Raw genomic sequence first — 26,680 nt, 5'->3', positions numbered from 1 at the left:
GATGGCAATTCTCGACAAACATAAAATCCTCGAGACCAACGCGACCCTCCTGCTGATCTGCAGTTTCCTGGTCGTGACCATCGGCGGGCTGGTGCAGATCGCACCGCTGTTCTACCTGGAAAACACCATCGAGGAGGTGGAGGGCATGCGTCCCTACACCCCGCTCGAACTGGCGGGCCGCGAGGTCTACATCCGGGAAGGCTGCTATGTCTGCCACAGCCAGATGATCCGTCCGATGCGTGACGAGGTCGAACGCTACGGCCACTACTCGCTGGCGGCAGAGTCGATGTACGACCGCCCGTTCCAGTGGGGCTCCAAGCGGACCGGGCCGGACCTGGCCCGCGTCGGCGGCCGCTACTCGGATGAGTGGCACGTCGACCACCTGCGCGACCCGCAGGCCGTGGTGCCGGAATCGGTGATGCCGAAATACGGCTTCCTCGAAGAGAAGAAGATCGACGGCAAATACATCGGCGAGATCATGGCCACCAATGCGCTGCTGGGCACCCCCTACAGCGACGAGATGGTCGAACAGGCGCAGCGCGACTTCCGCGCCCAGGCCGATCCGGACAGCGACTATGACGGGCTGCTGGAGCGCTATGGCGAGAAGGTCAACGTGCGCAACTTCGACGGCCAGCCGGGTGTTTCCGAGGCCGACGCGCTGATCGCCTATCTGCAGATGCTGGGCACGCTGGTCGACTTCTCGACCTTCACCCCGGACGCAAGCCGCTAAGGAGGGAGAGGATGGAACTCTATACGCTCCTGAGGGAATTCGCAGACAGCTGGATGCTGCTGTTCCTGTTCACCGTCTTCGTTGGGATCATTGTCTGGGCGTTCCGCCCGGGCAGCACCAAAGCTTACGAGGACACCGCGAACATCCCGTTCCGCCATGCAGACAAACCCGCCGCGACTAAGGAGGCGAGGCCATGAGCAAGAAATCGCAAAAGTTCGAGGGCGATCCGAACACCACCGGTCACGAGTGGGACGGGATCGAGGAATTCGACAACCCGATGCCCCGCTGGTGGCTGTGGACCTTCTACGCCACCATCATATGGGGTGTTCTTTATACCATCGCCTATCCGGCTTGGCCGCTGGTCAATTCGGCAACGGCGGGCATCCTGGGCTGGTCGACCCGAGGAGACGTGGCGGCTGAGATCACTGCTGTGGAAGAAGCCAACGCGCCGATTAACGCCAAGCTGGAGGCAACGGAACTGACCGCTATTGCGGCGGATCCCGAGCTGAACTCCTATGCGGTCTCCGCAGGCGACGCCGTGTTCAAGACCTGGTGCGCCCAGTGCCACGGGTCTGGTGCGGCCGGCGCCAAGGGCTATCCGAACCTGCTGGACGACGACTGGCTCTGGGGCGGTTCGGTGGAGGACATCCACGCCACCGTCGCCCATGGTATCCGCAACGAGGACAGCGACGATGCGCGCTACTCCGAGATGCCTGCCTTTGGCCGCGACGAGCTGTTGGAGCGGGAAGAAATCTCCCAAGTGGTGAACTTCGTGATGTCGCTGTCGGGCGAGGCGCAGGATGCATCCCAAGTGGAAGCGGGTTCGGTTGTCTTTGCCGAAAACTGCGCCTCCTGCCACGCCGATGACGGCACCGGCGACCGCTCGCAGGGCGCGCCGAACCTGGCCGATGCGATCTGGCTCTACGGCGGCGACTACGCGACCTTGACCGAGACCGTCAGCAACTCGCGCTATGGTGTGATGCCGGCCTGGAATACCCGCCTGACCGAGGCGCAGATCCGTGCGGTTTCCGCCTATGTCCACCAGCTGGGCGGCGGCGAGTAAGCCGGGCATGACACAGGACTGGAAAGGGCTGCCCGCGGGCGGCCCTTTTTATTTTGGGGCTGTCTGCGGGCCGCTCAGGAAAAGAGCGGCAGTGCGATTTTCTGTCTTGAGCCTATAGAGACTGGAGATTTTGCAAGGCAGGGACGCTAACAGAGGTGAGTCCCATGACCCGATCCGAACTCCTGTCTGAAACCGGCATGCTGGATTTCAAATCCCCGGCCATCGCCGCGCTGATTGCGGAGCGCGGCTGGCAGCAGCTGCCGCTGGAGCAGCGGATAGGTGCGGCCTACGGCTTCGTCCGCAATGAAATCCGCTTTGGCTACAATGCCAGCGATACGCTAAAGGCTTCGCAGGTGCTGGCAGACGGCTATGGACAGTGCAACACCAAGGCGGTGCTGCTGATGGCGTTGCTGCGGGGCTTGGGGATTGCCTGCCGGCTGCACGGTTTCACCATCCACAAGAGCCTGCAGCGCGGGGTAGTGCCCGAGGCGGCCTATTGGATGGCACCGGAAAACATCCTGCATTCCTGGGTGGAGGCGGAGTTCAACGGTGCCTGGGTGAATCTTGAGGGGTTCATCCTGGACGATGCGGTTCTGGCGTCGCTGCAGGCAGCCTTCCCGGGCCGCAGGTCGCTTTGTGCCTATGGCGCGGGCACCGATTGCCTGCAGGCGCCGCAGGTCGGCTGGCGCGGCACGGATACCTATATTCAGAAGACTGGGATCAACGCGGATCTTGGGGTCTTTGCGGCGCCGGATGATTTCTTTGCGCAATACCGGCAGGATCTGTCCGGGGTGCGGGGGCTGCTCTACCGCTATGGGCTGAGGCCTTGGATGAACCGGCGGGTCGCGGCGATCCGGCGCGGGCGGGTGCCGGTCATTCCGGGCGGCGCGCGGACTCTCGAGCCGCAATTCGAAGGCCAGGTCTATGCCCGGCAGCGGATGTCTGTGCAGCGGTGATCCGGTACCCGGGCGCCGCGGGGGGGGAGGCCCGGGTACCGGAATGCAATTCCGGATTGAGTGCGGCTGTGGTTTGCGGCAACGTTCCCATGTTTTGGTTAAGGTAATCGGGAGACGCGTCATGAGCAGCAGCCGCATCGGATTGAAACAGGCAGTGGCCGCCAACCGGCTGGCCTGGGACGCGTCAGCCCGGCTGCACCAGGACAGTGCCCGGTGGAAGGAACTGACGGCTGGCTTTGCGGCGCCCGGGTTTTCAACATTCGACGCCACGATGACACGGACGCTGGACCGGCTGGAGCTGCAAGGCCTGTCCGGGGTGCAGATCGGCTGCAACAACGGGCGCGAGACGCTGTCGCTGGCCGCGTTCGGCGCAGAGCGCTGCCTGGGGATCGACCAGTCGGAGGAGTTCCTGAAACAGGCGGAGATCCTGAAAGGCATCGCCGGGTCGGACTGCGCCTTTCTGCAGGCCGACATCTATGCGCTGCCGCAGGGCATCCGGCGCGACTTCGACTTTGCTGTGATCACAATCGGAGTGCTGGGCTGGATGCCGGATCTGGACCGGTTCTTCCAGGCGGTTGCAGGGCTGCTGCGCCCGGGCGGCCGGCTGGTGATCTATGAAACCCACCCCATGCTGGAGATGTTCGAGCCGGCAGCGGAGCAGCCCTATCTGCCGGCCTATTCCTATTTCGAGGACGGGCCTTCGGTCGAGGAATATGCGATCACTTACGACGGCGGCACCAAACAGGCAGCACCGCCCTCCTTTTGGTACATTCACAAGATGAGCGATATCATCATGGGGCTGATCCGGGCCGGATTGACTGTCACCTGGCTGGAGGAGCATCCGCATTCCAACCGCGAGACCTGCTTTGATATCTACGAAAACCAGCGGGCGCAGCTGCCGATGTGCTTTACCCTGGCAGCCGCCCGAACCGGCGGCTGAACAAGGCTTGTGAAACCGGTTGGGCTGTCTTAGTTCTGGGGCAAAGGCCTGGCCCGGGCCTCCGCCCTCCCGGTTGGGGAAGTAAACGGCATGCGGGGTGTACGATTTTTGAACCTGCTTTTTCCGGGCAGCGCATCAGGAGGGATTGCGGTTTCGGCCCGGTTGAGGAGGTTCTCGTATGAGACTGACAACCCCTGTTTTCCGCCTGAAACGGCACGCCAAGGCGCTGGCGTCCGAGGCGGGGATCCCATTGCATGCAGCACTGGACCGGATTGCCCGCCGTGAAGGATTTCAGAACTGGAGTCATCTGGCCTCGGCGGCAGAACCGGTGTCCAGGGCCGGCAAGCTTCTGAACGGGCTGGCGCCCGGCAGCCTGGCGCTGCTGGCCGCCCGGCCTGGCCAGGGAAAGACCGTGCTGGGGCTTGAGCTGCTGCTGGAGGCCGTCAGGGCAGGGCGCCCGGCTGCGTTCTTCACCCTGGAGTACACGGCAGCGCAGACCCGGGAATGGCTGGCCCGGCTTGGCGGCACGCCGGAGGAGGTGGCCAGGGTTCAGGTGGATGCCACCGAGGAGATCTGTGCGGATCACATCATCGCCGGCCTGAACGGCATGGGCTCCGGTGCGGTCGCCGTGGTGGATTATCTGCAGATCCTGGACCAGCCGCGCAGCAGGCCGGAACTGGCGGTGCAGGTCGCAGCTTTGCACGCCTATTCCCGGCAGTCGGGGACAGTGATTGCCCTGCTGTCGCAAATCACCCGTGCCTTCGACAGCAGCGGATCAAAAATGCCAGGGTTTAATGACCTGAGGCTGCCGGACCCGCTGGATGTCTCGCTGTTCGGCACGGCCTGTTTTCTGCAGGATGGTGAGATCCGGGTGGAATCCCGGAGCTGACCCTGCAGCCGGCCAGGGCCGTTGCAGACAGCCCTGGCTCAAACCGTGGCGGCGCGGCAGACCGGTTACAGCGTTTTCAGATACTCGATCAGCGCTGCCCGCTCCTGGTCGGTCAGAGCCCGTCCAACCACGCCGTCGCCGTATTCCCCGGCCTGGCCCTCAAAGGAATGGCCGGTGTTGCGGTTGCCGTTCTTGGCGGTGTCGAGGATGAAGTAGCCGTCCTTGTACAGCGGCTGGCTGCCGTTCAGCTCCGGTTGCACCAGCCCGACCTTGACCGGGTCAAAGGCCGGATCGCCCAGCTGCACATACCGCGGCCGCTCGGCGGCGGGGCGCAGCAGCGCGTCCAATGTCGGGACTGAGCCATTGTGCAGGAAGGGGGCGGTGGCCCAGACCCCGTTCAACGGCCGCGCCTTGTAGCCGGCGCCGGCTTGCAGGCAGTTGGGGCGTTCGCCCTCAAATGCGGCCTGCGCGCCCTTGGGGATGTTGTTTGCCGCGAACCAGGTGCCGTTCACCTGCTCCACTATGGCGCCAAGTGCTAGGGCAAAGTTCACCATTGGACCGTCACGCACATCGGTCTCAATCAGCCCGCCTTCCTTGCGTTCGGCGCCTGCTGCGGCATAGCCATCTGCGCCTTGAACCTGTTCGGGCAGCTGTGGCGGCGTGGTGCAGACAGTGGCGCTGATGCCCATCCCTGTAGCCTCTGCCGCTACGTCCCCGGCGGTGTTGACAGTGCGTTCGGCCAGTACTGCGCCTTGCGCCGGGTCGGTGCCGATCTCCTCTTGCCGCAGGATTTTGAGAGCCAGGTAGGCGCCGTCCGTCTGCTTGTCCTGCCCCCTTTCCGGATAGCTGATCTTGCGGAAATAGCTGCCGCTCCAGATCGCTTCCGTATTGAGCGCGGGCAAGTGGCAGCCGGAGCAGAGCTGGGCATAGAGCACCGCACCTTCGCCGGCCAGAGTCTGGTTGATGGCAGGCAGGCTGTCCGGCCATGCCGGCGCCAGCAGGCCTCCGAACTTCTTCGCTTCATAGGGCGGGGTGCGGCCGGCCAGGCTCTCCTCGATCCAGGCGAGGTTGCGCACCGGGATCGAAGAAGAGAACCTGCCTTCATCCAGCGGCGCGGTTGTGTTGACTGCGGCATGCACGCCCATGGCTTCGCCGGCGTTGCGCACCAGCGGCTGCATAATCGAGCCGTCGTACTGCACCCAGTCGAACCAGGAGGCGGTCCAGATATGCGGATAGTTCACCGGCGCGTTGATCGGGGTGTAATTTTCCCGGCGGCCGGTGTTTTTCGAGAAGACCTGATTGCCGATCCGGTTCAGCGCGTCCAGACGGCCATAGCCTTCGGTCACCTCAATCACATCTGAAGCTTTGGCGCCTGCCTTCAGCACCGATTCCAGGTTTGCTGCCAGAGACTGCTTGGCGGCCTGGCTGTAAGCCTCGCCCAGAACTTTGCGGGCGAAACGGTCGAACCGCCGGTTCGGCAGGGGCAGTTTGGCGGACAGCAAGGTCTGTCCGAGCGCCGCACCCAGGCCCTTGGAGAACTGCTGCAGATCAGTGACTGCCGGGCCGCCTTCGACAATGTACTCGGTGCCTTCGTAGGAAAAGCGGCCAGTATGGCATGCGGCGCAGGTGAAGCCCACGGCGGTTGCGGTTTCGGGCAGTCCAGCCAGGTTTTGGAACGGGGTGGCGGCAAACCCGATGGGGAGGGCGTCCGGGTTCTCCTCGCTGGCAGGTGCGGAAATGAACCCGTAGCGTTCCAGATAGAGCGGCTCGGTGAAGCCGGGCTCACGGCCGGGCCAGAGAAGGCCGAGCGGGGAGGCCTCCGGCTGCTCCAGCGCCAGCAGCCAGTTGTAGGGAACCGGCAGCGTGCCGGTGCCTTGTGAAATGAAGTGGAAGCGTTCCGTGGTTGCCGCGTCCCAGTTTTGCGCCAGCGCGACCCGCTTTTGGGCTGGCGCGGCTGCGGGCAGTTCCGGCGGGGTCAGGTCTTCAGCCAGTTTCTGCACTTTATCGCTGCGCAGGGCTAAGAACAGGGCCGCGGCAATCAGGATCACCAGGGTGATCCAGAACCGCTTTCTGGAGAACAAGGAAAAACTGAAGGTCATGGAAATATCCGTGCGAAGGAATGGCTTGGTATAGTTTCACTCGCCATTAAGGAGAGTTACGCAGCGGCAAGTCAAGGTTTCCTTACGGCGGCAAGCTGCCCGGTGCTGCCTGCGGGCTCAGAGGCAATCCCCAGCCCGTGCCGGTCGTAATAGCTGCTCCAGAGGGCGATGCAGCTCCAGCTGATGACATAGAGAATTCCGCAGGCGATTACGGCGATGCCGGGCAGGGGGCCGATTTCGGCCCGTTGCATCGCCTGGTCGAAGGATTCGATCGGCTGCGGGTGCACCGCGATCTTGCCGGCGTAGGCCAGCGACTGGATCAGCAGCACCCACAAGTAGTTGCGCTTGATCCGCCTCCCGATCGATTGCAGCATGCCGATATGGTAATCCGGTGCAGCATAATCATGCGCCAGCACCTTCTGCCAGTTTTCCTCCAGATGCAGGTCGCCGTCGTGCAGCATCGGCGCATAGAAGTGCTTTTCCAGCCAGCGGGCGCGGGCGCGGAACACGTTGTAGAAACGGTAGCGGCGGGCCTCCAGCATCAGGAAGAAGATGATCAGGATGCCGACCAGGATCAGCGGCAGCGGCGAGGCTTCGGGCGAGGAATAGGAGATCGACAGCGCCACTCCCAGCGTCACCACCGCCCAGTTGGTGGTGATGTCGAGCCGGGTGCGCCACATCACGCTGCGGTAGACCTCGCCGCGGTACAAATGCGCCAGGGCACCGATCTCCGCCGCCGACAGCGGCGCGCGGTCATCTGCCTGTGTTTCTCCGTTCTCTCCCTTGGCCATAGAGTTGAGAGTAGTTTTTTGCCGGAAACCGGCAAATTTCTGTGCCGGTTTGATCCGTGTCAAATTCCCCGGGCGCAAATCGCTCTACACAGGCACATGAAAGACATTGCTGCTTAGCCCTCCCCTCTTGGGCAGCAAGAAATCCCGCAAAGCCTACGTGCAGGCCGCGCGGGTCATGCGCCGGTTTTCCGATCTGTTCGCGCGTTTCCTGGAAAACCGGCGCTTTTTTCTTTTCAGACCTCCTGCGGCTTGATGCAGCGGTTCCTGACGGGACGGCGCAGCAGCCAATCCGCCAGCCGGGCCAGCAGCCCCTTGGCCCGCGGCGGTGGCGCATAGGCGCTTGGCAGCGGCCGCGCAGGCGGCAGGGCGTGCGTGCGGGCGCCATCCTGGCGCGCGGCGGTCATCATCGAGCGGGCGTAGATATCGGTCAGCATGGAGCAGCCTCCTGGTGTGCGGTGTGACACTGATATTGTCAGGCGGGACGGAATATGCGACTCAGCAAATTATTCATTATGTAAGTCAGGATTACATATGGACTGGTTGAACATGCCGCCGATGGCTGCCCTCCGGGCTTTTGCTGCCTTTGCCGAAAGCGGCAATGTGGTACAGGCGGGGGCAGCGCTGAATGTCAGCCACGCTGCCATCAGCCAGCAGCTGCGGGCGCTGGAGGCGCATTTGGGTGTGGCGCTGCTGGACCGCCGCGGCCGGGCACTGGAGCTGACATCTGACGGCGCCCATCTGGCACGGGCGCTCCAGCTGGGGTTCGGAGCAATACAGGCCGCAGTACAGGAGATTTCCCAGGCCGGCGCTGCACGGCCGCTGCACGTCACTTGCACGCCGATGTTTGCCGCGCATTGGCTGATGCCCCGGCTGCCCGGCTTCCAGGCGGAACATCCGGACATCGAAATGGTGCTGGACCCGTCGGGCGGTATTGTCGAGTTGAAGCCGGGCGGCGTCGACATTGCCCTGCGCTATGGCGACGGCAACTGGCCAGGGCTCGCGGCCGAGATGCTGCTGGCCTCGCCGGTTGCGGTGATCGCCGCGCCGGGGCTGCTGGACGGGCGGCGGGTGTCGGCGCCGGAGGACCTGCTGGATCTGCCCTGGCTGGAGGAGCTGGGCACCACCGAGGCGACGCATTGGCTGCGGGCGCATGGGGTGCAGGAGGCCTTGCGCGGCCCGCGCACCCGTATGCCGGGCAACCTTCTGATGCAGGCGGTGCGGGCCGGGCAGGGCGTGGCGGTCAGCGTCCGCTGCTTTGTCGAGGAGGATCTGGCCGCCGGGCGGCTGGTCGAGCTGTTCACCGAGGCAGACGGCCGCGGCTACCACATAGCCACCCGGCAAGGGGTGCTGCGCCCCGAAGCGCGCAGTTTCGCCACCTGGCTGCGGCGGGCCGCCGGCCCCGGCTGAAAAGCATCAGGTCAGAACAGGAAGTCGCCTTTGTTCAGATCGGCGATGCTGACGTCCAGCAGAGTCACCGTCGTTCCGGCGCCGTCGTCGATGACGGCGTTGCCGTCTATTTCCGAGATGTGGTTTTTCATCAGGTCGCGGTAGCTTGTGATTTCCGCCAGCTCGGCCAAGTAGATCTTCTCGCCCCGGGTACTGAGGCTGAAGTCCGTAATCGTGTCATTGCCGCCGTTGTTGTAGAAAGCAAACACGTCCCGGCCGCCGCCGCCGGTGAGCACATCATCGCCAGCAGCGCCGGATAAACGGTCACTGCCGCGGCCGCCATTTACCGTGTCGTCGCCCTGGTCGCCAGAGAGGTAATCACTGCCACGGCCGCCATGTATCCAGTCGTTGCCTTCTTCGCCATTGACAAAATCTTCGTCAGCGCCGCCATAGATCGTGTCGTCACCGGTTCCCCCGCCGATGGAATCGTCGCCCTGGCCGCCCTGCAGCAGGTTGTTTCCGGGCACGCAATCCATCTCGTCGTTGCCGCGGCCGCCGCGCAATGTGTCATTGCCGCCGATACCCGCAAGAAAGTCATTGCCGCTGCCACCGTAAATCACGTTTTCTGAACCGCGCGCATAGATCGTGTCGTTGCCTGCGCCTAAACGGATGGCTCATGGGTTTTCGGCAGTGGTGTAGTTCAGGGTGAAACGGTCGTCTCCTGCCGTGCCACGGATTGTGAACCCGTTGAAGTCAAATACTTCGACGCGGAGCTCGTTTTCACCTTGCCAGTAGTCCCCCCGCAACTGGATGTCGCTGTCCAGCCGGATCGTGTCCTGTCCCAAGCCGCCGTTGATTTCAGATCCGAAAGGCAATTGCCCGGACAGGATGATCAGATCATCGCCTGCACCGCCGTCAATGATCAGACCTTGCAAGGAGTTGCCGCCTGTTACGCTTGCGATGATGGTATCGTTGCCCGCTCTGCCCTCCAGCGTGTCAGCACCGCCGTTGCAGGTGATGTGGTCAGCCTCGCTGCCGCCGGTGAGCGAGTCATCTCCGGCGGTGCCGGCCAGCACCAGCCCGGCGGCGGCAAAAGGGGCGGCGCCTTGCAACTGTTCTTCGAGCGGGGCGAAGGGCTGCGGTTCCTTTGTGATCAGCATCGGCTATCCTTGAAAATTCAGTTTTGGTCAAAATACGGGCCGGACAGCATGGATGGGTCGCCCGGTTTGTTATCAATCTATTCAAGAATATGTCAGAAGAATGGCCCGCGGTTGATTGCGGCGCCGCCACCTGCCTCCCAGGATTGCGGCTGCGGCAACTTGCCTCTGGCGGTGCGTTGAGCAGGGGAATACGTGCCGTTTCGCCTTCACAATGCGCTGAAGCCGGCCGGAAAACATGATTGTGTGATGCGCTTTTTGATCCACGTCAAAGTTCCGTCCAGCTGCTTCTGTGACAAGGGCGCCTGACAGCCACCAAACGGAGAGAGTCCGTGAGCGATTCCGAACCCGCCCCCAGCCTTTATGCCGCCAGGGAGCCGATTTTTCCGCGGCGCGTCTCCGGCGCGTTCCGGAACCTGAAATGGTACATCATGGCGGTGACGCTGGGGATCTATTACCTGACCCCGTGGATCCGCTGGGACCGGGGCTCCAGCCTGCCGGATCAAGCGGTGCTTTTGGATCTGGCCAACCGCCGGTTCTATTTCTTCTGGATCGAGATCTGGCCGCATGAATTCTACTTTGTTGCGGGCCTTCTGATCATGGCGGGTTTGGGGCTGTTCCTGTTCACCTCGGCGCTGGGCCGGGTCTGGTGCGGCTATGCCTGCCCGCAGACGGTCTGGACCGACCTGTTCATTCTGGTGGAGCGCTGGATCGAGGGCGACCGAAATGCCCGCCTGCGCCTGCACCGGCAGAAGAAGATGGACTTCCGCAAGGCCCGCCTGCGCGTGACCAAGTGGGTGGCCTGGTTCCTGATCGGCCTCGCCACCGGCGGCGCCTGGGTGTTCTATTTCGCCGACGCGCCGACGCTGGCCTATGATCTGGTGACCGGGAACGCGCATCCGATTGCCTATTCCACCATGCTGGTGCTGACCGCCACCACCTTCCTGTTCGGCGGCTTCGCACGCGAGCAGATCTGCATCTATGCCTGCCCCTGGCCGCGCATCCAGGCGGCCATGATGGATGAGGACACGCTGACCGTCGGCTACCGCGAATGGCGCGGCGAGCCGCGCGGCAAAGCGAGCAAGGCACCTGGAGCCGAGGCAAAGGGCGACTGCATCGACTGCATGGCCTGCGTCAACGTCTGCCCGATGGGGATCGACATCCGCGACGGCCAGCAGATGGAATGCATCACCTGCGCGCTGTGCATCGATGCCTGCGACGACGTGATGGAGAAACTCGGCCGGCCGCGCGGGCTGATCGACTATATGGCGGCTTCCGATGAGGCTGCGGAGCGGGAAGGCAAGCCCTCCAAGAGCGTTTGGAAGCACATCTTCCGGCCGCGCACCATCATGTACACCAGCCTGTGGTCGCTGGTGGGTGTGGGGCTGCTGTTTGCCCTGTTCATCCGCTCGGATATCGAGCTCACAGTGGCACCCGAGCGCAATCCGACCTATGTGACGCTGTCCGACGGCTCGATCCGCAACACTTATGACGTGCGCCTGCGCAACAAGCACGGCGAGGACCGGGTGTTCAAACTTTCGATCAAGGGCGACCCGGCGATGCGGCTGCAGCTGGAAGGCACCGTCTATCATTCGGTCAACGTGCCCGCCGATACGGCGCTGCTGCAGCGGGTCTACATCGTCTCTTCCAAAGGCTCGGCGCCGTCGCAGACCGATACCACCCCGGTTCGCATCTGGGTCGAGGATCTGATAAACGGGGAACGGGCCTACAAGGACACCAGCTTTAACGGCAAGGGGAACTGAACCATGGCCAAGCGCGAACGTGAGTTTACCGGCAAGCACATGCTGATGGTCTTTGGCGGGGCTTTTGCCATCATCATCAGTGTGAACATCGCCCTGGCGGTGAACGCGGTGAAAACCTTTCCGGGGCTGGAGGTGAAGAATTCTTACATCGCCAGCCAGGAGTTTGACGTGCGCCGTTCTGCGCAGGAGGCGCTGGGCTGGTCGGTCTATGCCTCCTCGGCGGGCGATCAGGTCAAGCTGGAGATCACCGATGCGGATGGCCAGCCGGTGGAGGTCGCCAAGCTGAGCGCGACGCTGGGCCGGGCCACCCATGTGCAGGACGACCAGCAGCCGGAATTCACCTTTGACGGCCAGGCCTATGTCGCGCCGGCTGAACTCGGGCCCGGAAACTGGAACATCCGCATGGTGGCACGGGCCAAGAACGGCACCGAGTTCACCCAGCGCGTGATCCTGCACGTGAGAGGGTAACGCCGATGACCGCCCAGCTCCGCCCGTCTTTGGCCGCCTGTCCGGCCTGTGTTGCCGCTCCGGAGGGCGGCGTTGAGCAAGCGCCAACCGAGGCGCGGCTGGCGCTGTCGCTGCCGGGTATCCACTGCCAGGCCTGCATCTCGACCGTGGAGCGGGAGCTGAACGCGCACCCGGGCATCCATTCGGCGCGGGTGAACCTGACGCTGAAGCGCGCGCTGATCGAAGCGGATCCGGAGCTGCGCGCCGCCGATCTGATCCCGGTGCTGGAGAAGGCTGGCTATGAGGCGCATGAGCTGGATCTGACAGCACTGGCCGCGACCCAGAACGACAAGGCGGGGCGTGACCTGCTGATGCGGCTGGCGGTGGCCGGCTTTGCCTCGATGAATGTGATGCTGCTGTCGGTGTCGGTCTGGTCCGGCGCCTCGGACGCGACCCGGGATATGTTCCACTGGATCTCTGCCGCGATCACTTTTCCGGCGATCATCTTCTCCGGGCAGCCGTTCTTTGCCAATGCTTGGACCGCTTTGCGGGTTGGCCGCCTCAACATGGATGTGCCGATTGTGCTGGCCCTGGTGCTGGCGTTGGTGACGTCTCTTTGGGAGACCTCCCTGTCTGGCGAGCACGCCTATTTCGACGCGGCGCTGACGCTCACCTTCTTCCTGCTGGCAGGCCGCTATCTGGACTACCGTACCCGCGCCGTGGCGCGCTCGGCTGCCGAAGAGCTGGCGGCGCTGGAGGTGCCGCGCGCGATCCGGCTGCTGGATGGTGATGAATACGAGGTGCCGGTGGCGGATCTGGCCATTGGCGATCTTATCCTGGTGCGCCCCGGCGGGCGGATGCCGGTGGATGGCGAGATCGTCGAGGGCCAGTCGGAACTGGACCGCTCGCTGCTGACCGGGGAAACCCTGCCTGTGTTCGCAGAGCCCGGATTGGCGGTCTCCGCTGGCGAAGTGAACCTGACCGGCCCCCTGACCATCCGCGCCACGGCGGTGGGTGAGGACACCTCGCTGCACCGTATGGCCGATCTTGTTGCCATCGCTGAATCGGGCCGCTCCCGCTACACGTCGCTCGCCGACAGCGCCGCCAAGCTTTATGCGCCCGGCGTGCATATCTTGTCGGCCTTGGCGTTCGCAGGCTGGTATCTTTACACGTTTGACATCCGCATGGCGCTGAACATCGCAGCTGCGGTGCTGATCATCACCTGCCCCTGCGCCTTGGGTCTTGCGGTGCCTGCGGTGACCACCGCGGCCTCGGGGCGGCTCTTCAAGAAGGGTATGCTGATCAAACACGCCACCGCCTTGGAGCGGCTTGCAGAGGTGGACACTGTTGTCTTCGACAAGACCGGCACGCTGACAGCGGGCACGCCGGAGGTCACCAACCTTGGCGATCATGCCCGCGCGGATTTGGAGATTGCCCTGGCGCTGGCCGAGGGGTCATCGCACCCGCTGTCCATGGCTTTGACCCGGGCAGCGAGGGAAGCCGGAGTTAAGCCTGCCAGCGTTCAGAATATCGCCGAGGTGCCGGGCTATGGCGCTGAGGGCATCTTCCGCGGAAACCGTGTGCGGCTGGGCCGTGCGGCCTGGGTGGGCGCCAAGCAAGGCAGCCAGACGGCAGCCTGGCTTGACAGCGGGGCAGGGGAGGCAAAGGCGTTCCTGTTCACTGATGCGCTGCGCCCCGGTGCGGCTGAGGCCGTCGAGGCGCTGAAGGAGGCGGGCAAGGATGTGCTGCTGATCTCCGGCGATACCGCTGGTGCGGTCGAGGACCTGGCCAGGCGGCTGGGCATCGCCAAATGGGTGGCAGAAGCGCTGCCCGCGGACAAATCCGCCCGGGTGCAGATGCTGGCGGATGAGGGCAAGAAGGTGCTGATGGTTGGCGACGGCCTCAATGACACCGCGGCGCTGGCGGCGGCGCATGTCTCGGTCTCGCCCGCCTCGGCGCTGGATGCGGCGCGGGTGGCCTCGGATATCGTGCTGCTGGGCCAGGACCTTGGGCCGATTGCCGAGGCCTGCGGCGTGGCACAAAAGGCCACCCGCCGCATTCGCGAGAATTTCCGCATTGCCACGCTCTACAACGTGATTGCGGTGCCGCTGGCCATTGCCGGGCTTGCCACGCCCTTGATTGCAGCGCTGGCGATGTCTACCTCTTCCATAACCGTTTCCCTCAACGCGCTGCGGCTGCGCTGAATCTGCCATACTGGACTAAAGCCCATGAGCGTTCTCACCTACCTGATCCCGATTTCGCTGATCCTCGGCTCGGTGGGGCTTGCGGCCTTTGTCTACACGGTGCGCAGCAACCAGTATGATGACCCCGAGGGCGACGCCCGCCGCATTCTCAGTGATGACTGGGACGACAAGCCCAAACCCTGAGCAGCTTCCTGACAGCGAAATTCTCCCGCCCCCGCAGGTGCTCTGGCTGACGCCAGAGCACCTTGGCGGAGTTGGGCATGGCACCGCGCCATGCGCGGTGCCATGCCCAACGGGCGGCGGTCTTTTCGCCAGAAAAGGCCGACGGCGGACGGGAGAGGCTGCCTGATACCCGGCGCGCAGCAAAAAAGGCGCCGCTGCGGCGCCTCTTTTCGCAAGTCTCCAGCGCTGCGTCCTTACGAGGGGCCGATCGGTTTGCAGGCCATGTTGCGGGCGTTCAGGCGGCGGCAGGCGCGTTCGGCGTGCTCCTGGGTCATGCCGAGGAAGTTCGCCTCGAACCCGCGCCGGGTCTTGGCCACTTTGCGCAAAGATCCGTCCAGGGTCTCCAGCTCCGACAGCGCGGTGCGCAACAGCACTTTCTCGGCCTGGTACCGGCTGGTGTAGAGGCCGACGTTGACTCCCCAGTAGCGCCCGCCCGAGGTGGAGAGCCGGGTTACCACCACCGGTTCAGGCTCGGGAGAGGCCTCTGCAAGCGCCAGGCTTGCGGGGCGCGCAACCGGGCGCAGGGTATTGGCGGAGGCTTTTTGAACGGCGGGACGCACCGTAGCTGCTACCGCTGCCGGGGCAGGTTCCGGTTCTGCCTCGGCCTCGGCCAGAGCGACGGCGATGCTGTTGCGCAGGGCGTCGCCCTGAAGGGCGCCTTCGGCGCTGACAGCCTGGACGTTTTCGATCTGCTCTGCCTGCAGTTCAGGTTCGGCGGCTGCTTCAGCCGGAGGGGTTTGCAAGGCTTCCTCAAGTGCAGCAACCAGAACCGGCTGCCCGCTGCTGCCCGGGCGCGACTTCGGGCGCAGGCTGGTATTGACCTGGCCGCTTACGCGGATGGTCTTGCCGGCCGCTTCTTCGGAACTGCTGTCGCCGGCATCGGCCACAATCACCCCGGCGCCCTGATAGGCCGGCCGCGCCGGGCGGCGCAGCTTGGCGCGCGACGGCGCACGGCGGAAGCCGAGGTCCAGAAGCTCTGCCACCTTGGCATTGCGCGAGGTGGTGGATTTGCCGCCGAACACGGTGGCGATGATCCGCTCGTTGCCGCGTTTGGCTGAGGCTACAAGGTTGAAGCCCGCCGCGCGGGTGTAGCCGGTCTTGATACCGTCGGCGCCGCGGTAGTTGGCCAGCAGGCGGCGGTTGGTGTTGGGCACTTCGCGGATGCCTGCGTGAGTCGAACGGCGCGAGAACAGGTTGTAGTACTCGGGATAATCATAGAGCAGATGGCGGCCCAGCGTGGTCATGTCGCGCGCTGTGGACAGATGCCCGCTGGCGGTGAGGCCGTGGGCGTTCTTGAAGGTGGTGCGGCTCATTCCCAGTGCCTTGGCGGTGCGATTCATGCGCCGCGCAAAGGCTGCCTCGGACCCTGACAGCGTCTCGCCGATGGCAGTGGCCGCATCGTTGGCGGACTTCACGGCCGCGGCGCGGATCAGGTAGCGGAAGGCAATCCGCTGGCCCGATTTCAGCCCCAGTTTCGAGGGCGGTTCGGCCGCGGCATTGCGGGAGATTTTCACCTTGGTGTCCAGGGTGATCTCGCCGTTCCGCACTGCTTCAAACGCAATGTAAAGCGTCATCATCTTGGTGAGCGACGCCGGATGCAGCCTGGTGTCGGCATTGCGCGAGTGCAGCACTTCACCGGTGCGGGAATCAATCACCATCGCCGCATAGGGGGCCGCTGCCGCGCGCTGCGGTGCCAGTCCAAGCAACAGTATTGCTAGGAGAAAGCCAGCCGCTGCCCATAAGAAACGGGTACGGGAATACCGGCCAGACGCCGGATTGACCTGCGTGATCACTGCCATGTTTGCCTCGTGCCGCCGGTTTTCCGGCTGGCGTTTTTGCCTGTTGACGAAAGCCTAACACAGGGTTTCTGCGGAATAAACAGCGGTCAAAACGGCCTGTCTGGCCCGCTGCCGTCGTTGGGCCGGCATCTTGTAGGTAGACATAGCTTGGCCGCTAGATGCGGCAAGTCCTAACAAAAGGTTATCAAAAAAAGTTGCGCTGCTGGGGTGCAGAGCTTGCCTTTTGCGGTGCTGAGCGGGCTGCCAGCCCGCCCTTAGGGGTTATGGCGTGTGGGAATTGGTGACATAATACGGCGTCGAGTAGCTGAGGCCGAGCGAGAATTCGCAAGGCTGCTTGAGCAGCGCCTTGATGCGGGTTTCCAGATCACTGAGCAGCGCCTGGGAGAAGGCCGCATCCCGGTGCGGTTTGGTCAGCAGCGCCACATTGATGGCAATATGGGTGTGGTGGAACTGATCCGTAGGGTAGGCACGTCCCTTGCAGGCGCCCGCGCCGCTGTCGTGCTCCAGGATGATGGCTTCGATTCCGGCGAGGAGGGCTTTGGCATCAATGTCCAAATCGCTGGAGTATTTCAGTTCGGCGTGCGGCATGTCCCGGGGCTCCCGATTGGTTTTGCAAAGGGATAGCGCCCCGTTTCGGGGCCGTCCAGCACCGGCTAACCTAGGCTTTCTACCAGATGAGCCAGGCCGCTCAGGTCTGCGATTTCAGTATAACGCGGGCTGTGCTCCGGCGCTTCGGCGTGCTCCACTTCCCAGACCAGCCCGTGCGGCACATAGGTGCCCCAGCCGCCGGCTTCGATCACCGGCACCACGTCGGAGCGCATCGAGTTGCCGACCATCATCGCGCGTGCCGCGCCGTCGCCGTGGCGGGCGAAGATGTCCAGGTACACCTCAGGCGTTTTCTCCGAGACCACCTCGACCCCGTCGAACAGATCGCCAAGCCCCGATTGCGCCAGTTTGCGCTCCTGATCCAGCAGGTCGCCCTTGGTGATCAGCACCACGGTGTAGCGGCCCGCCACCGCCTCGACCGCCTCGCGGGCATGAGGCAAAAGCTCGATCGGGTAGGAGAGCATCATCTGGCCGGCGGTGATCAGCTCCTTGATCACCGGGGCCGGAACCCGTTCGTTGGTCACTTCGATGGCGGTCTCGATCATCGACAGCGTGAAACCTTTCACCCCGTAGCCATAGCGCCCAAGGTTGCGCTTTTCGGCGTCCAGCAGGCGCCGTTCCAGCTCCTGCGGGCCCATGTCCGCAGGCGTGTGATCCCCAAGCAATTCGGCGAATCTCTCCTGCGTCACGCGGAAGAACCGCTCGTTGTGCCAAAGGGTATCGTCGGCATCAAAGCCGATTGTTGTCAAATTTCGTGTCAATCTGCGCGTCTCAGTCTCTTTTCCTAAACAGTATTGAGGTTATATAAGCGTCACAGTTAATTCCATGCATCACTGGATCAAATTGCTCATGCCGCTGCAGCCCCTAATGATGACGGATCATTCAGACGACGATACCGACGCCGGCGTCCTGACCAAGACAAAGCCGAAAACCAAGCGCCCGCCGCGCTACAAGGTGCTGTTGCTGAATGACGACTACACGCCGATGGAATTCGTGGTGATGGTGCTGGAGCGTTTCTTTGGCATGACCCATGCGCAGGCGTTCGAGATCATGCTGACGGTGCACAAAAAGGGCGTTGCCGTGGTCGGTGTGTTCAGCCATGAGATCGCCGAGACCAAGGTGGGGCAGGTGATGGATTTCGCCCGCCGCCATCAGCATCCGCTGCAGTGCACCATGGAAAAAGAAGAATAAAGAGGCCCTTAGATGTCCGTCCGCTTGTCATTGGCCGCCCAATCGGGCGGCTTTGCCGTTCCGGCTGAGGGCCGTATCGCCGTATACCACCCGCGTGCAGACCACGACCTGTCGGCGCTGCCCAAGGAGCGGGTTCTGGTTATCCAGCCGTTCCGCCCCGATCACGACCATTTCGCCGCTACGGGCTACGCCTGCACGCCTGCTCCCGGGGCAGGCGAGGATTTTGCGGCTGCCGTGGTCTTCCTGCCGCGGGCCAAGGCGCTGGCGCGGATGCTGGTGGCGCAGGCCGCTGCCTGCACAAAAGGCCAGGTGCTGATCGATGGCGCCAAAACCGAAGGCGTTGATTCGGTCCTGAAGGCGCTGCGCCAGCGCTGCGAACCCTCCGCGCCGGTCTCCAAGGCGCATGGCAAGGTGTTCTGGATCGAGGGCGGCACGGATCTGGCGGATTGGCTGCCGGGCCAAGCACAGCCGGTGGAGGGCTTCGTGACTGCGCCGGGCGTGTTCTCGGCAGACGGCATTGACCCGGCCTCCCGGATGCTGGCGGAACTGCTGCCCGCGAAACTGGGCCGTTGCGTTGCCGATCTTGGAGCCGGATGGGGCTATCTCTCGGCGCAGGTGCTGCAGCGCGAAGGGGTAGAGGAGCTGCATATGGCTGAAGCCGACTACCACGCGCTGGTCTGTGCGCGGCAGAACGTTGCAGATGCCCGGGCGCAGTTCCACTGGGCCGATGCCCGTACCTGGAAGGCGCCCGGTCCGGTGAACACCGTGGTGATGAACCCGCCGTTTCACACCACCCGCACGGCGGAGCCTGCTCTTGGCCAGGCCTTTATCGGTGCGGCAGCGTCGATGCTGGCCCCGAATGGCAGCCTATGGATGGTGGCCAACCGGCACCTGCCGTATGAGACCGCGCTGGCCGAGCGCTTTTCCCAGGTGCGCGAGGAGGGCGGCGACAACCGCTTCAAGATTCTGCACGCGGCCCGGCCGAAGCGGGCGCGCAAGTAACGGCGCATACCGTGGAATGCCGGTTTTCAAACCGGCAGGCGCGGTCTAACGTGCCAGAAAAACGCCCTCAGGGAGTGTCTGCACATGTCCTTTTCCATCTCCGGCAAGACCGCCATTGTGACCGGCTCCGCCAGCGGCATCGGCTTGGCGATTGGCAAGCAGTTTGCCGATGCCGGTGCCAATGTGATGTTTGCTGATGCCAGCGAGGCGCAACTGGTGGCCGAACTGGGCGAGCAGGCCGATGACAGCAATATCCGCTATTTCGCCGGAGACCTGCGTGAGCGGCTGACCATCGCAAACCTCTTGTCCGCCACTATCGACGCCTTTGACGGTGTCGACATCCTGGTCAACGGCGCCCGTCAGATGGTGGCGACCGATCCGCTGGATCCCAGCGATGACACGCTGGACCAGCTGCTCACCCAGAGCCTCTTGCCCACTGTGCGGCTGTCGCAGCAGGTGGCCAAGCGGATGATCAAGCAGGGCGAAGAGGATGAGGACAGCGATGGCCCGCTTGGCAGCATCATCAATCTGTCCTCCATCGCCGCGCGCCGTACCCACCCGGAGCTGATGGCCTATTCCATCGCCTCCGCCGCGCTGGATCAGGCGACCCGTTCGCTGTCAGTGGCTTTGGCGCCGCACCGCATCAGGGTCAATTCAATTGCCTTCGGCTCGGTAATGAGCGCCTCGATGCAGGCGACTCTGAAAGACAACCGCAGCTACCGCCAGAACATCGAGGCGCATACGCCGCTGGGCCGGCTGGCCTCGCCTACCGAACTGACCGAGACGGCGCAGTACCTGGCCTCGGACGCCTCCGGCTTCATGACCGGCCAGGTGGTGACATTGGACGGCGGCCGCACGCTGCTGGATCCGGTCTCTGCACCGGTCCATTGATTGGAAAGAAACCGTATGACTGCTGAGATGAAAGAACAGAAGGCCCAGGCCGCTGCCTGGTTCCGGGAACTGCGCGACCAGATTGTCGCCACTTTCGAAGCGCTGGAGGACAGCCACAGCGAAGGCCCTTTCTCGGACATGGAGCCGGGCCGGTTTGAGGTGACGGAAACCAAGCGGACCTCAGATGATGGCTCGGATGCGGGCGGCGGGCTGATGAGCGTGATGCGCGGCGGCCGGGTGTTCGAGAAGGTCGGCGTCAATATCTCCGAGGTCTACGGCACCCTGGGCGAGCGGGCCCAGAATGCGATGGCCGCGCGCAAGGGCATTCCGGGGATGAAGGACGATCCGCGGTTCTGGGCCTCGGGCATTTCGCTGGTGGCCCATATGCGCAACCCGCATGTGCCGGCGGTCCACATGAACACCCGTATGTTCTGGACCCCGCACGCCTGGTGGTTCGGTGGCGGCTCGGACCTGAACCCCTGCATCGAATACGATGAGGACACCGCGCATTTTCACGGGACGCAGAAGCAGCATCTGGACCCCCATGGCGCGGAGCAGTACCCGCGGCTGAAGGAATGGGCGGATGAGTATTTCTACATCCCCCACCGCAAGCGCGCCCGCGGCGTCGGCGGCATCTTCATGGATGACCAGAACTCCGGCGATTGGGCGGCGGATTTCGCCCTGACCCAGGACATCGGCCGCGCCTTCCTGCCGGCCTATGTGCCGCTGGTTGAGAAGCGCCGGCTGCAGGCCTATTCCGAGGCCGACAAGGATGCGCAGCTGATCCACCGCGGCCTCTATGCGGAATACAATCTGGTCTATGACCGCGGCACCAAGTTCGGGCTGGAGACCGGCCACGACGCCAACGCGGTGCTGATGAGCCTGCCGCCGCTGGCCAAATGGGTCTGATCCGGCACCGCCGGCCCCATCTGTAGCTTCCCGCATACGCGCCGCGCCCAAGCGGCGCGTTTTTTCTTGCGGCGGATTTATGCTGATTTGCCGGCGCCGCCGGCGACATTGCGTCCGGCTGCGCTAGAGTGAAGAGGAACAGGCAAAGAAACGAGCAGCGATCACACGGCAAGGCAGGAGCATATCACATGCGCGGACTGGTTCTGGGGGTATTGGCATTGGCACTGGCAGCGGGGTGCGGCCGCCCGCCGGACAGGACCGTGAACGCCCCCGAAGTCACCCGGTTGGAACCTGCCAACGCGCGCGCCGCATCATTGCGGACCTATCCCTGGTTCGGTGACAGCGACCCGTTTGAGTGGGAGGGGCGCAAGCCCTGGTCCTACCCGGTGCATGGAATTGATGTTTCCCGCTACCAGGGCGAGGTGGACTGGCGCCAGGTGCGCCGGGCGGGCGTTGCATTTGCCTATATCAAGGCAACTGAGGGCGGCGACCATACTGACCCGCGCTTTCGAGAGAACTGGCAAGGCGCCCGCTCTGCCGGTCTGCCGCGGGGTGCCTATCACTATTACTATTTCTGCCGCCCGGCAGCGGAGCAGGCGCGCTGGTTCATCAAACACGTGCCGCGTGATGCAAATGCGCTGCCGCCGGTGCTGGACATGGAGTGGAACCACCGCTCCCGCACCTGCAAGCTGCGCCCCGATGGCGCCACTGTCAGGGCCGAGGCGCGCAAGTTCCTGAACATCCTGGAGCGCCACTACGGCAAGCGCCCGGTGATTTATACGACTGTGGATTTCTACCGCGACACCGGCATCGGCCAGCTCAGCGGCACGGAATTCTGGCTGCGCTCGGTGGCGGGCCACCCGCGTGAAGTTTACTCGGGCAAGGCGTGGAGCTTCTGGCAGTACACTGGCACCGGCCAAGTGCCGGGAGTGGAAGGGGATGTGGACCTCAACACCTTCCGCGGCAGCCCGGAAAGCTGGCTGAGGTGGTCCGGACAGATCTAAAGCCGGTCAGGGGGGGCTTTGGCCCCTCGCGCCATCGGCGCTCACCCCCAGGATATTTAAGGCAAGAGGAAAAGTTACTGGTCTTCCTCTTGCAGAAAATATCCCGGAGCGCGAGGCAGAGCCTCGCTTCAGGCCTTCCAGTCAAAGAAACCCTTGCCTGCTTTGTCCAGGAGCTTGGCCGCCATTTCCCGGCCCAATTCTGCGCCGTCTTCCACCGGGCAGCTTTGATCATCGCTGATCGCCTCGGAGCCATCCGGGCGCAGCACCTCGCCGCGCAGACGCAAGGTGGTGCCATCCAGTTCGGATAGCCCCGCAATCGGGGTCTCGCAGGAGCCGTCGAGCGCAGCCAGGAAGGCGCGTTCGGCGGCCAGGCGCTGGCCCGTCTCATCGTCATGGATCGCGGTCAGCATCTCTGCAGCGCGGCTGTCGTCCGCGCGGCGCTCGATGCCGATTGCGCCCTGGGCAACCGCGGGAAGCATGTCGTTTGTTTCAATAGCAGTGGCGGGCACATCATCCATTGCCAGCCGGTTGAGGCCCGCCATCGCCAGGAAAGTGCATTCCGCCACGCCTTCGGACAGCTTGCGCAGACGGGTCTGCACGTTTCCGCGGAACTCTACCACGTTCAGGTCCGGGCGGCGGTTCAGAAGCTGGGCCCGGCGGCGCAGCGAGGAAGTGCCGACCACGGCGCCTTCGGCCAGATCTTGCAGCGATGCCAGCGACGGCGAGATAAACGCATCGCGCACATCCTCGCGCGGCAGGTAGGTGTCCAGCGCCAGCCCCTCCGGCTGCAGCACCGGCATGTCCTTCATCGAGTGCACCGCGATGTCGATGGCGCCGGACAGCAGGTCCTCTTCGATCTCTTTGGTGAACAGCCCCTTGCCGCCCAGCTCCTTCAGCGGCTTGTCAGCCGCGATCAGCGCCTGATTGTCGCCGGTGGTCTTGATCACCACGATCTCGAACGCCTCTTGCGGCAGGTCGAAAGCGGCGGCCAGCCGGCCGCGGGTCTCATAAGCCTGGGCCAGCGCCAGCGGCGATCCGCGGGTGCCGATTTTCAGGGGCGAAGCGGGGGTGGGCAGGGTCAGTGTCATGGGAAGAAGCCTTAAATCAGTTTGCGCCCCGGTGGAAACCGGTTTTTGCCTTTCTCATGCGCCTGTATCCAGGGCTTTGATCTGGAGCAAAGCGCGGAGCTACCGGGCGCGGCACATCGCCCCTGCACTTGACATTCGGGCCCGCAGGCCTGACCTCAGGAGCCGAGCGACAAAGAGGATGATCATGGCCGGACAAAAGAAGCTGCTGCGCGCATTGGCGGGTGAGAAACAGAATGTGCCGCCGATCTGGATGATGCGCCAGGCGGGCCGCTATCTGCCGGAGTACCGCGCCACACGGGCGCAGGCGGGGGATTTCCTGTCGTTGTGCTACAATTCCGAGCTGGCTGCCGAGGTCACCCTGCAGCCGATCCGCCGCTATGGGTTCGATGCTGCAATCCTGTTTGCAGACATCCTGCTGATCCCCCAGGCATTGGGCGCGGATCTGTGGTTTGTGACCGGCGAGGGCCCGCGGCTGTCCACCATCACCACTGAGGCGGATTTTGCCAAGCTGGGTCCGGCTGCGGACATTCACGAGACGCTGAACCCGATCTACGAGACCGTGCGCATCCTGTCGCGGGAACTCCCGTCCGAGACCGCGCTCATCGGCTTTGCCGGCGCGCCCTGGACCGTGGCGACCTATATGATTGCCGGCCGCGGCACTCCGGATCAGGGGCCGGCCCACGCTCTGCGTGAGGAAAACACCGCTTTGTTTGAGGCGCTGCTGGCACGGATCACCGAGGCGACCATCGACTACCTCTCCAAGCAGATCGAGGCAGGCGCCGAAGCGGTCAAGATCTTTGACAGCTGGGCGGGCTCGCTGAAGGGCGAAGCGTTCCAGAAGTATGCGCTGGAGCCCTGCCGCCAGATCACCGCGGCTTTGAAGGAGCGTCACCCGGATATCCCCGTAATCGGCTTTCCGCGCGAGGCGGGTGAGAAGTATGTGGGCTTTGCCAAGGCCACCGGCGTCGACTGTGTGGCGCTGGACAACTCCGTCGACCCGGCCTGGGCCGCGGCCAACATCCAGGTGGACGGCTGCGTGCAGGGCAACCTTGCCTCGCGCCATATGGTGACCGGCGGCCAGGAGCTGGTGGATGACACCCGCCGCATTGTCGAAGCCTTCCGCAATGGCGCCCATATCTTCAACCTGGGCCATGGCATCACGCCCGACGCCGACCCGGACAATGTGCAGCTGATGATCGACACGGTCCGGAACGGTTGATCTTGTGTTAGCCTCAAAGATGCGGCATTAGCCGCGTCTTTGGGCACAGCCAGAGGACTTGCGATGGACTACAGCAGAATGGGCGGTGCCCGCATGGGCAGCAACAAGCCCCGTCATTCGGAACACAATGCCAAGGGCACTAAGAAAAATCCCTTCGGCAAGCAGGCGGACAAGACCGAACTGCTCAAACGGATGAAGGCCGCGGCGGAAAAGGCGAAGAAGGAAGACTGACCCTACTTCTGGGCCAGTTCTGCCAGGATTTCCTTTGTGTGCTGGCCGCGCCGGGGGATCTCTGGCGGTATCCATGCGGACTGGTCTGAAAACCGCGGGGCGGGGGCAGCCTGCAGCACTCCCGCATCCTCAACCCAGGTGCGGCGGCTGTTCATCGGGTGGGCCAGGGCCTCCTCGGGGTTCAGCACTGGCGCCACGCAGGCATCGCTTCCGTCGAACAGCACGGCCCAGTGATCACGCGGCTGGCTGGCGAAGATTCCGGCGAGGCGGCCGGTCAGGGCAGGCCATAGCGCCTTGTTGAACTGCTGCTGAAAACCCGGGTCCTCCGCCAGCCCCAGCTTCTCCAGAAACAGCGCATAGAATTTCGGCTCCAGGCACTGCACCGAGACAAAGCCGCCGTCCGAGCAGGCATAGGTGCGGCTCCAGTGCGGGCCGTCGAGCAGGTTTGCGCCGCGTACCACGCCGAAGTTCCCGGCCTGGCGGATGCTCATCAACAGGTTCATCATATGCGCCGAGCCGTCATAGATCGCCGCATCGACCACGCAGCCTTTGCCCGTGGACCGGGCGTTGAGGATGCCGGCCAGCATGCCTGCCACCAGATACATCGCGCCGCCTCCGATGTCACCAACCAGAGTTGCGGGTGTCAGCGGCGCGTCACCGGGGTTCGACGCATACCACAGCGCGCCGGACAGCGAGATGTAATTCAAATCATGGCCTGCAGCACGTGCCAGCGGGCTGTCCTGGCCCCAGCCGGTCATCCGGCCATAGACGAGGCCCGGGTTCACCGCATGGCAGTGTTCCGGCCCGAGGCCCAGGCGCTCCATCACACCGGGGCGGAAACCCTCGATCAGGCCATGTGCGGTTCCGGCAAGTTTCAGAAAAGTCTCCGCATCGGCGGGGTCTTTCAGGTCCAGCGTGATCGAACGCTTGCCGCGGTCCAGAAGCGAGTTTTCCGGCATCCCCGGTGTATGCCCGGTGTACGGGCGGTGCACGCAGATCACCTCCGCCCCGAGGTCGGCCAATGTCATCGCGGCAAAGGGGCCGGGACCCAGGCCTTCGACCTCCAGAATGCGGATCCCCTGCAGCATATGCGTTCCTCGTTTGACGATGGTTTGCGAAATAGTCTGCGGCGGCTCAGCTGCCTTCGGCAAGCTGCTGGCGGAATTTCCGTGGCGGCATTCCGGTGCCCTTGGCAAAGACACGGCTGAAATGGGCCGGATCGTTGAAGCCGAGTTCATAGGCAATCTGGGCGGCGGTCAGATTGGTGTAGATCAGCAACCTGCGGGCCTCCCGCAGCATGCGGGCAGTGACTAGGGCCGAGGCCGGCTGGCCGGTGGCCTGATGCGCAATCCGGTTCAGATGGGTAGGGGAGACTGCCAGCTCCGAGGCGTAATCCGCCAGCGGGCGGCGCAGGCGGAAGTCACGCTCCACCAGCGCCTCAAAACGCGCAAAAAGCGGGCCGCCGCCGCTGTGGGGCTGCGCGCCGCGCGGTTCGGCAATGGCCCGTGCGGCCAGCGCCGTGGCCGCCAGCGCCAGTCCGCGCAGCAATTGGGCTCTGCCAAATTCGCGGCGGCTGTACTCGGAAAAGAGCTGTTGAGCCAGATCCTGCAGCCCGGCAGGCAGCGGCAGCACGGCAGGCTGGTCCAGCAGCACCCGGACTCCTTCGCCCGCGGCCAGGTTCTGGTCCAGCAGGTCCGAGGCCAGGGTGATCACCCAGCCGCCGGTGCCGCTGTCAAAACGGAAGCCATGCACCACGCTGCGCGGCACATTGACCAGGCAGGGTGGCGCCAGCGGATGGGTGAAACCGTCAATTTCTGCCGCACCGCCTCCGCCTGTAAGAACCAGAAGCTGATGCAGCCGCGCATGCCGGTGCGGCCGCAATTCCCAGTCATGCAGCTCGGAGCGTGCCCGGATCGTCTCCACATGCAGCACATCGGCCAGTTCGGCGGTCTCGCCGAACAGATTGTAGCTGTCAATGCGGGGTGCAGCTTTCATGCGTGAAATGTACAAGAATTGGCGCACTCAATCCATTCGCAAAAGGGGCTGGGCCGCGCATTATTTCAGGTGCACGCAGAATTTGAACGGACAGGGGA

29 protein-coding genes are annotated in these 26,680 nt (G+C 63.9%); 18 read left to right on the top strand and 11 right to left on the bottom strand.

The genetic code is table 11. From position 1 onward, the window contains the following. The first annotated feature begins 1 nt into the window (after position 1). The 6 genes from ccoO to RA19_RS04715 all read left to right on the top strand — a co-directional run bounded on the left by ccoO (position 2) and on the right by RA19_RS04715 (position 4,578). Positions 2 to 730, top strand: a complete 729-nt coding sequence (gene ccoO / locus RA19_RS04740; RefSeq protein ID WP_039134043.1) for a cytochrome-c oxidase, cbb3-type subunit II — start codon at positions 2 to 4, stop codon at positions 728 to 730. An 11-nt stretch (positions 731 to 741) separates the two neighbouring features. Then, positions 742 to 927 carry a CcoQ/FixQ family Cbb3-type cytochrome c oxidase assembly chaperone gene (locus tag RA19_RS04735; protein ID WP_039134039.1) on the top strand — a complete coding sequence of 62 codons (186 nt, stop codon included), beginning with the start codon at positions 742 to 744 and terminating at the stop codon, positions 925 to 927. Next, positions 924 to 1,793 carry a cytochrome-c oxidase, cbb3-type subunit III gene (gene ccoP / locus RA19_RS04730; RefSeq protein WP_039160015.1) on the top strand — a complete coding sequence of 290 codons (870 nt, stop codon included), beginning with the start codon at positions 924 to 926 and terminating at the stop codon, positions 1,791 to 1,793. Before RA19_RS04735 ends, ccoP begins: the two co-directional genes overlap by 4 nt. A gap of 164 nt (positions 1,794 to 1,957) precedes the next feature. After that, complete coding sequence (locus RA19_RS04725; protein WP_052261640.1) at positions 1,958 to 2,749, top strand: transglutaminase-like domain-containing protein; 792 nt, start codon at positions 1,958 to 1,960, stop codon at positions 2,747 to 2,749. Positions 2,750 to 2,870: 121 nt separating this feature from the next. Beyond that, on the top strand, positions 2,871 to 3,689 hold the full coding sequence (locus tag RA19_RS04720) for a class I SAM-dependent methyltransferase (protein WP_039160013.1): 819 nt from the start codon (positions 2,871 to 2,873) through the stop codon (positions 3,687 to 3,689). 178 nt (positions 3,690 to 3,867) lie between these two features. Continuing rightward, on the top strand, positions 3,868 to 4,578 hold the full coding sequence (locus tag RA19_RS04715; RefSeq protein WP_039160011.1) for a DNA helicase: 711 nt from the start codon (positions 3,868 to 3,870) through the stop codon (positions 4,576 to 4,578). 65 nt (positions 4,579 to 4,643) lie between these two features. Here the strand turns inward: RA19_RS04715 and RA19_RS04710 are convergent, their stop codons facing one another. The 3 genes from RA19_RS04710 to RA19_RS04700 all read right to left on the bottom strand — a co-directional run bounded on the left by RA19_RS04710 (position 4,644) and on the right by RA19_RS04700 (position 7,902). Then, a complete protein-coding gene (locus tag RA19_RS04710; RefSeq protein WP_039160010.1) occupies positions 4,644 to 6,677 on the bottom strand; it encodes a di-heme-cytochrome C peroxidase in 2,034 nt (677 codons plus the stop codon). A gap of 71 nt (positions 6,678 to 6,748) precedes the next feature. Next, positions 6,749 to 7,468 (bottom strand): DUF2270 domain-containing protein, encoded by a 720-nt coding sequence (locus RA19_RS04705; RefSeq protein ID WP_052261639.1) that lies wholly within the window; start codon positions 7,466 to 7,468, stop codon positions 6,749 to 6,751. Positions 7,469 to 7,701: 233 nt separating this feature from the next. Next, positions 7,702 to 7,902: a hypothetical protein gene (locus RA19_RS04700; protein WP_039160008.1), complete on the bottom strand. Its 201-nt coding sequence runs from the start codon at positions 7,900 to 7,902 to the stop codon at positions 7,702 to 7,704. 97 nt (positions 7,903 to 7,999) lie between these two features. Here RA19_RS04700 and RA19_RS04695 point away from each other — a divergent pair, with 97 nt between their 5' ends. Continuing rightward, positions 8,000 to 8,875: a LysR family transcriptional regulator gene (locus RA19_RS04695; protein ID WP_039160006.1), complete on the top strand. Its 876-nt coding sequence runs from the start codon at positions 8,000 to 8,002 to the stop codon at positions 8,873 to 8,875. Between the two features lie 11 nt (positions 8,876 to 8,886). Here RA19_RS04695 and RA19_RS04690 read toward each other — a convergent pair whose 3' ends face one another. Both RA19_RS04690 and RA19_RS04685 read right to left on the bottom strand, forming a co-directional pair. Next, positions 8,887 to 9,525 (bottom strand): calcium-binding protein, encoded by a 639-nt coding sequence (locus RA19_RS04690; protein ID WP_039160004.1) that lies wholly within the window; start codon positions 9,523 to 9,525, stop codon positions 8,887 to 8,889. Between the two features lie 3 nt (positions 9,526 to 9,528). Beyond that, the gene (locus RA19_RS04685) at positions 9,529 to 10,014 is read right to left on the bottom strand and encodes a hypothetical protein (protein ID WP_039160002.1); all 486 of its coding nucleotides are present in this window, start codon (positions 10,012 to 10,014) and stop codon (positions 9,529 to 9,531) included. A 329-nt stretch (positions 10,015 to 10,343) separates the two neighbouring features. On the opposite strand from RA19_RS04685, the gene ccoG reads away from it, so the two are divergent. Genes ccoG through ccoS form a run of 4 tightly spaced genes read left to right on the top strand, consistent with a single transcriptional unit; the run spans position 10,344 to position 14,608 of the window. Then, entirely contained in the window at positions 10,344 to 11,774 is a 1,431-nt protein-coding gene (gene ccoG, locus RA19_RS04680) for a cytochrome c oxidase accessory protein CcoG (RefSeq protein WP_039160000.1), read from the top strand. 3 nt (positions 11,775 to 11,777) lie between these two features. Further along, complete coding sequence (locus RA19_RS04675; RefSeq protein WP_039159998.1) at positions 11,778 to 12,242, top strand: FixH family protein; 465 nt, start codon at positions 11,778 to 11,780, stop codon at positions 12,240 to 12,242. A 5-nt stretch (positions 12,243 to 12,247) separates the two neighbouring features. Beyond that, positions 12,248 to 14,425, top strand: a complete 2,178-nt coding sequence (locus RA19_RS04670) for a heavy metal translocating P-type ATPase (RefSeq protein ID WP_039159996.1) — start codon at positions 12,248 to 12,250, stop codon at positions 14,423 to 14,425. A 24-nt stretch (positions 14,426 to 14,449) separates the two neighbouring features. Next, entirely contained in the window at positions 14,450 to 14,608 is a 159-nt protein-coding gene (gene ccoS / locus RA19_RS04665) for a cbb3-type cytochrome oxidase assembly protein CcoS (protein ID WP_039159994.1), read from the top strand. Positions 14,609 to 14,841: 233 nt separating this feature from the next. On the opposite strand, the gene RA19_RS04660 is transcribed toward ccoS, so the two are convergent. The 3 genes from RA19_RS04660 to RA19_RS04650 all read right to left on the bottom strand — a co-directional run bounded on the left by RA19_RS04660 (position 14,842) and on the right by RA19_RS04650 (position 17,813). Then, positions 14,842 to 16,446, bottom strand: a complete 1,605-nt coding sequence (locus RA19_RS04660; protein WP_039159992.1) for a D-alanyl-D-alanine carboxypeptidase family protein — start codon at positions 16,444 to 16,446, stop codon at positions 14,842 to 14,844. A gap of 261 nt (positions 16,447 to 16,707) precedes the next feature. Continuing rightward, complete coding sequence (locus RA19_RS04655; RefSeq protein ID WP_039159989.1) at positions 16,708 to 17,034, bottom strand: hypothetical protein; 327 nt, start codon at positions 17,032 to 17,034, stop codon at positions 16,708 to 16,710. 65 nt (positions 17,035 to 17,099) lie between these two features. Next, entirely contained in the window at positions 17,100 to 17,813 is a 714-nt protein-coding gene (locus RA19_RS04650; RefSeq protein WP_039159987.1) for an HAD family hydrolase, read from the bottom strand. An 88-nt stretch (positions 17,814 to 17,901) separates the two neighbouring features. Here RA19_RS04650 and clpS point away from each other — a divergent pair, with 88 nt between their 5' ends. The 5 genes from clpS (at position 17,902) to RA19_RS04625 (ending at position 22,049) form a co-directional block, all read left to right on the top strand. Further along, positions 17,902 to 18,243, top strand: coding sequence for an ATP-dependent Clp protease adapter ClpS (gene clpS / locus RA19_RS04645; RefSeq protein WP_193748224.1), 342 nt, complete (start codon positions 17,902 to 17,904; stop codon positions 18,241 to 18,243). Between the two features lie 12 nt (positions 18,244 to 18,255). Beyond that, the gene (locus RA19_RS04640; RefSeq protein ID WP_039159985.1) at positions 18,256 to 19,245 is read left to right on the top strand and encodes a methyltransferase; all 990 of its coding nucleotides are present in this window, start codon (positions 18,256 to 18,258) and stop codon (positions 19,243 to 19,245) included. Positions 19,246 to 19,329: 84 nt separating this feature from the next. Continuing rightward, the gene (locus RA19_RS04635) at positions 19,330 to 20,136 is read left to right on the top strand and encodes an SDR family NAD(P)-dependent oxidoreductase (protein WP_039159982.1); all 807 of its coding nucleotides are present in this window, start codon (positions 19,330 to 19,332) and stop codon (positions 20,134 to 20,136) included. A gap of 15 nt (positions 20,137 to 20,151) precedes the next feature. After that, positions 20,152 to 21,045 carry an oxygen-dependent coproporphyrinogen oxidase gene (gene hemF / locus RA19_RS04630; protein WP_039159981.1) on the top strand — a complete coding sequence of 298 codons (894 nt, stop codon included), beginning with the start codon at positions 20,152 to 20,154 and terminating at the stop codon, positions 21,043 to 21,045. Positions 21,046 to 21,233: 188 nt separating this feature from the next. Further along, positions 21,234 to 22,049: a glycoside hydrolase family 25 protein gene (locus RA19_RS04625; RefSeq protein WP_039159979.1), complete on the top strand. Its 816-nt coding sequence runs from the start codon at positions 21,234 to 21,236 to the stop codon at positions 22,047 to 22,049. 128 nt (positions 22,050 to 22,177) lie between these two features. Here the strand turns inward: RA19_RS04625 and hemC are convergent, their stop codons facing one another. Further along, positions 22,178 to 23,137, bottom strand: coding sequence for a hydroxymethylbilane synthase (gene hemC / locus RA19_RS04620; RefSeq protein WP_039159977.1), 960 nt, complete (start codon positions 23,135 to 23,137; stop codon positions 22,178 to 22,180). A 184-nt stretch (positions 23,138 to 23,321) separates the two neighbouring features. Between hemC and hemE the strand changes: the two genes are divergently transcribed. Beyond that, a complete protein-coding gene (hemE, locus tag RA19_RS04615; RefSeq protein WP_039160271.1) occupies positions 23,322 to 24,356 on the top strand; it encodes a uroporphyrinogen decarboxylase in 1,035 nt (344 codons plus the stop codon). Positions 24,357 to 24,434: 78 nt separating this feature from the next. After that, the gene (locus RA19_RS26895; RefSeq protein WP_193748228.1) at positions 24,435 to 24,587 is read left to right on the top strand and encodes a hypothetical protein; all 153 of its coding nucleotides are present in this window, start codon (positions 24,435 to 24,437) and stop codon (positions 24,585 to 24,587) included. Between the two features lie 2 nt (positions 24,588 to 24,589). Here the strand turns inward: RA19_RS26895 and RA19_RS04605 are convergent, their stop codons facing one another. Continuing rightward, entirely contained in the window at positions 24,590 to 25,675 is a 1,086-nt protein-coding gene (locus tag RA19_RS04605; protein ID WP_039159973.1) for a CaiB/BaiF CoA transferase family protein, read from the bottom strand. A 46-nt stretch (positions 25,676 to 25,721) separates the two neighbouring features. Continuing rightward, the gene (locus RA19_RS04600) at positions 25,722 to 26,582 is read right to left on the bottom strand and encodes a helix-turn-helix domain-containing protein (RefSeq protein WP_039159970.1); all 861 of its coding nucleotides are present in this window, start codon (positions 26,580 to 26,582) and stop codon (positions 25,722 to 25,724) included. Between the last annotated feature and the right edge of the window lie 98 nt (positions 26,583 to 26,680).

The sequence above is a fragment of the Leisingera sp. ANG-M1 genome, from assembly GCF_000813745.1.
In the GTDB taxonomy this organism is placed as follows: Bacteria; Pseudomonadota; Alphaproteobacteria; order Rhodobacterales; family Rhodobacteraceae; genus Leisingera.
The sequence above is the reverse complement of the archived record's forward strand: the minus strand, read 5'-3'. Positions and strand labels throughout refer to the sequence as shown.

Coding starts and splice junctions, on each gene's coding strand:
- RA19_RS04710 (WP_039160010.1), bottom strand. CDS start 6,677: ATGACCTTCAGTTTTTCCTTGTTCTCCAGAAAGCGGTTCTGGATCACC.
- RA19_RS04705 (WP_052261639.1), bottom strand. CDS start 7,468: ATGGCCAAGGGAGAGAACGGAGAAACACAGGCAGATGACCGCGCGCCG.
- RA19_RS04670 (WP_039159996.1), top strand. CDS start 12,248: ATGACCGCCCAGCTCCGCCCGTCTTTGGCCGCCTGTCCGGCCTGTGTT.
- hemC (WP_039159977.1), bottom strand. CDS start 23,137: ATGACACTGACCCTGCCCACCCCCGCTTCGCCCCTGAAAATCGGCACC.
- RA19_RS04725 (WP_052261640.1), top strand. CDS start 1,958: ATGACCCGATCCGAACTCCTGTCTGAAACCGGCATGCTGGATTTCAAA.
- hemF (WP_039159981.1), top strand. CDS start 20,152: ATGACTGCTGAGATGAAAGAACAGAAGGCCCAGGCCGCTGCCTGGTTC.
- RA19_RS04715 (WP_039160011.1), top strand. CDS start 3,868: ATGAGACTGACAACCCCTGTTTTCCGCCTGAAACGGCACGCCAAGGCG.
- RA19_RS04735 (WP_039134039.1), top strand. CDS start 742: ATGGAACTCTATACGCTCCTGAGGGAATTCGCAGACAGCTGGATGCTG.
- RA19_RS26895 (WP_193748228.1), top strand. CDS start 24,435: ATGGGCGGTGCCCGCATGGGCAGCAACAAGCCCCGTCATTCGGAACAC.
- RA19_RS04605 (WP_039159973.1), bottom strand. CDS start 25,675: ATGCTGCAGGGGATCCGCATTCTGGAGGTCGAAGGCCTGGGTCCCGGC.
- hemE (WP_039160271.1), top strand. CDS start 23,322: ATGGCCGGACAAAAGAAGCTGCTGCGCGCATTGGCGGGTGAGAAACAG.
- RA19_RS04675 (WP_039159998.1), top strand. CDS start 11,778: ATGGCCAAGCGCGAACGTGAGTTTACCGGCAAGCACATGCTGATGGTC.
- RA19_RS04695 (WP_039160006.1), top strand. CDS start 8,000: ATGGACTGGTTGAACATGCCGCCGATGGCTGCCCTCCGGGCTTTTGCT.
- RA19_RS04685 (WP_039160002.1), bottom strand. CDS start 10,014: ATGCTGATCACAAAGGAACCGCAGCCCTTCGCCCCGCTCGAAGAACAG.
- ccoO (WP_039134043.1), top strand. CDS start 2: ATGGCAATTCTCGACAAACATAAAATCCTCGAGACCAACGCGACCCTC.
- RA19_RS04635 (WP_039159982.1), top strand. CDS start 19,330: ATGTCCTTTTCCATCTCCGGCAAGACCGCCATTGTGACCGGCTCCGCC.
- RA19_RS04640 (WP_039159985.1), top strand. CDS start 18,256: ATGTCCGTCCGCTTGTCATTGGCCGCCCAATCGGGCGGCTTTGCCGTT.
- RA19_RS04655 (WP_039159989.1), bottom strand. CDS start 17,034: ATGCCGCACGCCGAACTGAAATACTCCAGCGATTTGGACATTGATGCC.
- RA19_RS04720 (WP_039160013.1), top strand. CDS start 2,871: ATGAGCAGCAGCCGCATCGGATTGAAACAGGCAGTGGCCGCCAACCGG.
- ccoS (WP_039159994.1), top strand. CDS start 14,450: ATGAGCGTTCTCACCTACCTGATCCCGATTTCGCTGATCCTCGGCTCG.
- RA19_RS04625 (WP_039159979.1), top strand. CDS start 21,234: ATGCGCGGACTGGTTCTGGGGGTATTGGCATTGGCACTGGCAGCGGGG.
- clpS (WP_193748224.1), top strand. CDS start 17,902: ATGCCGCTGCAGCCCCTAATGATGACGGATCATTCAGACGACGATACC.
- RA19_RS04700 (WP_039160008.1), bottom strand. CDS start 7,902: ATGCTGACCGATATCTACGCCCGCTCGATGATGACCGCCGCGCGCCAG.
- ccoP (WP_039160015.1), top strand. CDS start 924: ATGAGCAAGAAATCGCAAAAGTTCGAGGGCGATCCGAACACCACCGGT.
- RA19_RS04660 (WP_039159992.1), bottom strand. CDS start 16,446: ATGGCAGTGATCACGCAGGTCAATCCGGCGTCTGGCCGGTATTCCCGT.
- RA19_RS04600 (WP_039159970.1), bottom strand. CDS start 26,582: ATGAAAGCTGCACCCCGCATTGACAGCTACAATCTGTTCGGCGAGACC.